A 4,460-nucleotide genomic window follows, 5' to 3' on the forward strand; every position below is an offset into this window, starting at 1 on the left:
CTGGCGTACCGGAGGACAGGAGGTGGTCGCCGGACCAGGCCGGCAAGACGTGGTGATGAGCGGGCCCGCCTCGGCTGGTGGGGCGGGGCGGCCGACCACCTCCTGTCCTTCGGTACGGCAGGTGGTGGGGTGGCATGCCAAGGTGGCGGCGTGAGCGAGCGTGTGCGGGTGGCGGCTGTGATTCAACGGGGCGAGTTGGTGCTGATGGTGAGGGAGCGGGTCCAGACCGCGCCTGGGCGGCACGACGGACCGGAGTACTGGACCTTGCCCGGCGGAGGCATCGAAGCAGACGAAGAACCTGAGGTCGCCGTACGGCGAGAGGTTCTTGAAGAGGTGGGGCTTGAGGTGGTCTCGGCGCGAGGTTTCGCGGGTGCCCTACCCGTCCGGGATGACCACTGTGTTCCGGGTCGAGGTTGCGACGGGAGAGCCGCGGCTCGGCGTCGACGACCTTGAGTGCGACTGCCCGCGGATGGTCGGGCTGGACTGGATCGAGGCTCCGAAGGTGAAGAGCCAGTACGGCGGCTCGCCGGTTCCTCTGCTGATCTACTCCTGGTGAGCCCGCTGCAGGAGGAGGTGGGAGTGGGTGAAGCCGACGAGTTGGTAGAGCGGGAGGGCTTGTTCGCTTGAGTGGACTGTGAGGCTGCGGATTCCGAGGTCGTCGGCGGTTTCGCAGATCGCTTGCATGAGCCGCCGACCGATGCCGAGGCCGCGGTGCTCCGGTACGACGAAGACGCTCTGCACGTCGCCCGATCGCCGCCGGAGATCGCCAGGATTGGGGACCCGGTCGAAAACCGCGAGCGACGCCATCCCGACGAGTTCTCCGTCGAGGACCGCGATCTTGCAGACGGAGGCCTCACCCTGAGCCGTCATCCACTCCCTTAGCGCAGACCTGAAGTCCCGCAGGGCAGCAGGCTCAGCGGGCTGGTCCCCCAGAGCCCACCTCCACCGCAACACCGCGAGAGCGGACACGTCAGCGGGCGTAGCTGTGCGGACCACGACGAGGTCGAGGCGGCCGATCCCGGCCTGGTCGTCAGCGCTCATCCCTCCACGATTACACGCAACGACCAGCTTGCTTGGTTGCCTGGGAGGTCGCTGGGTAGTGGAATGTGGTGATCCCAGATCCCACGACCCAGGAGCGCTTGTGTCGACCTATCCGCGGTTAATGCATACGGCACTGGACACGACGGACGCCCGCGGGCTCGCGGACTTCTACCGAGAGTTGCTCGGCCTGCAGTACCGCCCAGGCGATGAGCCCCCGTCCGACGGCACTCCCGACGACGCGGATTGGCTCGTCCTCCTCGACGAGGACGGGAACCGGAAACTGGCGTTCAACCAGGTCAGCACCCTGCCGCGCTCAACCTGGCCCGCCCAGGACGTGCCGATGCAGATTCACATCGACTACGCCGTCCCCACCCTGGAAGACCTGCAACGTCACCGACAGCACGCGGAAGAGCTCGGCGCGAAGCTGCTCCTCGACCGCACAGACGAAGCCAGCGAACCCCTCTACGTCCTCGCGGACCCCGCCGGCCACCCCTTCTGCCTCCTCGTCGCGCCCTAAACAGGTTGCGGCGTCAGCTACCACCGGGCCGAGCCTGTACGGCGTGTCTGTGGTGGCCGAGGCGGGTCCGAGGGGGAAAGTGTGGGAGATGATCACCGTTGAGCAGGCGCGGACCCGGCGGTCCGCCGACGAGTGCAAGCCGTGGTGCAGCCCCAAGCACTACCGGTTCTGCGGCGGTCCCTGCTGCCCGCACCTCCACGAACCGAAGAGCAGCGACGCCCACCGAGAGCCCGCCCGCACCACCGGCTGACCAGTCAGTGGCGGTTGGCTACCTCGAAGGCAACGACCGCCGCGGCGACCGCAACGTTGAGGGATTCCACTCCGTTGTGCAACGGAATGCGCAGATCGGTGTCCGTCGGGACAGAGATGCCATCCGTCTCGCCGCCCAGCACGAACGCCGCCCGCGGCGACAACTCGGTCCTGAACAACGACCGTTGCGACCGCGCCGACAACCCATAGATCTCAAACCCCGCGGACCGCAGTGAATCGACGGCGACCTGCGCAGTCGGCGCGTTCACGATCGGCGCCTGGAACGCCACGCCCGCGGACGCCTTGATCACCAGCGGTCCGACATGCGGCGTCCCCACCCGGGGCAGGATCACGCCGTCGAAGCCGGCCCCCGTGGCAGTCCGCAGAATCATCCCCACGTTGCCCGGATTCGTGACCCCATCGAGCAAGAAGACCTTGGTGGGCCGCTTCCCCCGCGCCCGGAGGAACCCCGCCAGCGGCGTCATCCGAGGAGCATCGACGTCGGCGACCACGCCCTGGTCCTGTTTGCCGTTGCCCGCCAACCACTTCACCCGGGTGGACGACGCCCGCTCGACCGGCGTACCGAGTCGCTTCGCGGTCCGCAGGATCTCGTCCAGGAACTGGCCGCCCGCGTTGTCCGCGACGACCACCTTGGCGACCGACAGTGACGGATCGTTGAGCGCCTCGAGCACCGGTTTGCGCCCGTAGATCGTGATCCACTTGTCCCGCGGCGACAACTCGCCCCGGTCGTCCCCGCGCCCGACCGCCTTCCGCTGACTCACCGCGCCACCCTACCGCCGCGGTCAGAACAGCCGGGCCGCCCTCACCTCAGCCGGCTCCTCGAGGTCGAGCAGGGCCTTCTTCCGCTGGAGACCGCCCGCGTACCCCGTCAGCTTGCCGTCCTTCCCGACCACCCGGTGGCACGGCACGATCACTGACAGCGGATTGCGCCCGACCGCCTGCCCCACCGACTGCGCGAGCGACCGATCCCCGAGCCGTTCCGCGAGCTCCCCGTACGACGTCGTCGCGCCGTACGGGATCTCCGCAAGCATCGCCCACACCTTCACCTGGAACGAATCACCCTCCGCAGCCAGCGGCAGCTCAAACGCCACCCGCTCGCCGTCCAAGTACTCCGTCAACTGCCGCGCAGCCTCGTCCAGCAGCGCATCACCAACCACCGCACTGCCCAGCACCGTCGGCTCAGGCTTGACCCAGTGATGCGGGAAGTACACCCCCACCACAGCCTCCCTGGAGGCCACTACCGTCACGTCTCCCAACAACTCCGTGTGCACAACCACATGCCGATTACTCACAGCGTCCAGCTCCCTTCGATGCCCTCTCCAGGTAGAACGCCGAGCAACCCAACTGTGTGAGGTCAGGCGGACTCTTCGGAGCGGACGGCAGGGAGGCGGCGGGTGTCGACGAGTTGCTGGGCGACGTCGCGGAGTTTGGTGTTGGTGTCCTGGGAGTAGCGCTTCAGGATCGCGAAGGCGCGGTCGTCGTCGACGTCGAAGCGTTCCATCAGGATGCCCATCGCTTGGCCGACGAGCTTGCGGGCGTCGACCGCCTGCGCCATCGTCTCCTCGTGCCGCGCCGAGGCGACCGCGATCGAGGCGTGCCGGGCCAGGATGTGGGCAATCGCCTCGTCGTCGTTGTCGAACGCGTCCGGCCTGGTGTTGAAGAGGGACAACACGCCGATGGCCCGGTCGCTGGCCGCCATCGGGACGTGGAGCACGCTGCCGATGCCGAGCCCGACGACCCGGCGCTGCCAGTCCGGCCAGCGGGTCTCGGCTGCCGTGTCCGGGATATAGACCGTCATCCGCTCGGTCAGCGCGGTGATCATCGGGCCCTCGTCGGCGTCGATCTGGGCCTGGTAGATCTCCTCGACCACCGGGTCCGTGACCGCGCCGATCTCGGCCGGGGCGCCGCGTACCGCGAGCGCGACTCCGGCGTACGTGCAGTTCTCGGCTTGCAGCGCGAACTGCACCACCGCGTCGACCGTTTCCTCGAGGCCTGGAGCGTCGTGCAGTTCGATGGCCAGCTGCGCGAACGCGTCCGCGGCGAACGGCACGGCAGGGTCGAACTTCGCCATCGTGGGCTCCAGGCGTGCGCCGGCACTCGCCTGAACGGAGTGATCCATGGCCAGATTATGCCTGCCCCTGCCCCCGACGGCGAGCAACTACGAGTTACCGGATCCGGCGGAGGTGGAGGAGGGTGCTCGCGTAGTCGCCGGTCAGGGTGGGGCTGATGCCGTGGCCGGCCAGGAAGCCTCCCGAGACGGTTGCGCCGTCCAGCGAGTACGTCGCATCCCGATCCAGGCCACGGAGGCGGATCGGCGCCGGCTGCCCGTCGTACTGCTGTGCCTCCTGGTAGACGAGCACGACCGACTCCCCGCCATCCGCCGCGACGTACTGCACCGCCGAGACCGATCGACCAGGATCGCCGAGCCGATACTGCTCACCGTGCTGAACAACGTGCCTGATCGACTTGTACTGCGCGATCAGTTCGCCCGCGAGCGCTGTCTCCTCCGCACTCCACTCGGCCAGATCGCCACCAATGCCCAGGACGCCGGCCATCGCCACGTGGAACCGGTATGTCAACGGGACGTGCCGCTTGTTGATGAAGGTGGGCAGATCCGTCACCCAGCAGGACA

At 68.1% G+C, this 4,460-nt stretch carries 9 protein-coding genes; 4 read left to right on the forward strand and 5 right to left on the reverse strand.

Annotated features, from left to right (window positions below):
* Window positions 1-204: 204 nt before the first annotated feature.
* Together VFG33_RS29725 and VFG33_RS29730 are read left to right on the forward strand one after the other, a co-directional pair.
* Window positions 205-453, forward strand: coding sequence for an NUDIX domain-containing protein (locus tag VFG33_RS29725; RefSeq protein WP_325056302.1), 249 nt, complete (start codon window positions 205-207; stop codon window positions 451-453).
* Entirely contained in the window at window positions 389-556 is a 168-nt protein-coding gene (locus VFG33_RS29730; RefSeq protein WP_325056304.1) for a hypothetical protein, read from the forward strand. The genes VFG33_RS29725 and VFG33_RS29730 overlap by 65 nt, the downstream gene beginning before the upstream one ends.
* Here VFG33_RS29730 and VFG33_RS29735 read toward each other — a convergent pair.
* Window positions 544-1,041 carry a GNAT family N-acetyltransferase gene (locus VFG33_RS29735; protein WP_325056296.1) on the reverse strand — a complete coding sequence of 166 codons (498 nt, stop codon included), beginning with the start codon at window positions 1,039-1,041 and terminating at the stop codon, window positions 544-546. The genes VFG33_RS29730 and VFG33_RS29735 overlap by 13 nt on opposite strands.
* A gap of 121 nt (window positions 1,042-1,162) precedes the next feature.
* On the opposite strand from VFG33_RS29735, the gene VFG33_RS29740 reads away from it, so the two are divergent.
* Window positions 1,163-1,558 (forward strand): VOC family protein, encoded by a 396-nt coding sequence (locus tag VFG33_RS29740; RefSeq protein WP_325056297.1) that lies wholly within the window; start codon window positions 1,163-1,165, stop codon window positions 1,556-1,558.
* Between the two features lie 88 nt (window positions 1,559-1,646).
* The gene (locus VFG33_RS29745) at window positions 1,647-1,808 is read left to right on the forward strand and encodes a hypothetical protein (protein ID WP_325056298.1); all 162 of its coding nucleotides are present in this window, start codon (window positions 1,647-1,649) and stop codon (window positions 1,806-1,808) included.
* Window positions 1,809-1,812: 4 nt separating this feature from the next.
* On the opposite strand, the gene VFG33_RS29750 is transcribed toward VFG33_RS29745, so the two are convergent.
* The 4 genes from VFG33_RS29750 to VFG33_RS29765 form a co-directional block, all read right to left on the reverse strand.
* A complete protein-coding gene (locus tag VFG33_RS29750; RefSeq protein WP_325056299.1) occupies window positions 1,813-2,589 on the reverse strand; it encodes a TrmH family RNA methyltransferase in 777 nt (258 codons plus the stop codon).
* Window positions 2,590-2,610: 21 nt separating this feature from the next.
* A complete protein-coding gene (locus VFG33_RS29755; protein WP_325056300.1) occupies window positions 2,611-3,045 on the reverse strand; it encodes a methylated-DNA--[protein]-cysteine S-methyltransferase in 435 nt (144 codons plus the stop codon).
* 137 nt (window positions 3,046-3,182) lie between these two features.
* Complete coding sequence (locus VFG33_RS29760) at window positions 3,183-3,899, reverse strand: GAF and ANTAR domain-containing protein (protein ID WP_325056303.1); 717 nt, start codon at window positions 3,897-3,899, stop codon at window positions 3,183-3,185.
* A gap of 94 nt (window positions 3,900-3,993) precedes the next feature.
* The coding region (locus tag VFG33_RS29765; RefSeq protein WP_325056301.1) for a GH36 C-terminal domain-containing protein at window positions 3,994-4,460 on the reverse strand (467 nt) is incomplete at its 5' end.

Origin of the sequence: Kribbella sp., from assembly GCF_035687465.1 — a bacterium.
Taxonomy (GTDB): Bacteria; Actinomycetota; Actinomycetes; order Propionibacteriales; family Kribbellaceae; genus Kribbella.

Coding starts and splice junctions, on each gene's coding strand:
- VFG33_RS29735 (WP_325056296.1), bottom strand. CDS start 1,041: ATGAGCGCTGACGACCAGGCCGGGATCGGCCGCCTCGACCTCGTCGTG.
- VFG33_RS29740 (WP_325056297.1), top strand. CDS start 1,163: ATGCATACGGCACTGGACACGACGGACGCCCGCGGGCTCGCGGACTTC.
- VFG33_RS29730 (WP_325056304.1), top strand. CDS start 389: ATGACCACTGTGTTCCGGGTCGAGGTTGCGACGGGAGAGCCGCGGCTC.
- VFG33_RS29725 (WP_325056302.1), top strand. CDS start 205: ATGGTGAGGGAGCGGGTCCAGACCGCGCCTGGGCGGCACGACGGACCG.
- VFG33_RS29760 (WP_325056303.1), bottom strand. CDS start 3,899: ATGGCGAAGTTCGACCCTGCCGTGCCGTTCGCCGCGGACGCGTTCGCG.
- VFG33_RS29745 (WP_325056298.1), top strand. CDS start 1,647: ATGATCACCGTTGAGCAGGCGCGGACCCGGCGGTCCGCCGACGAGTGC.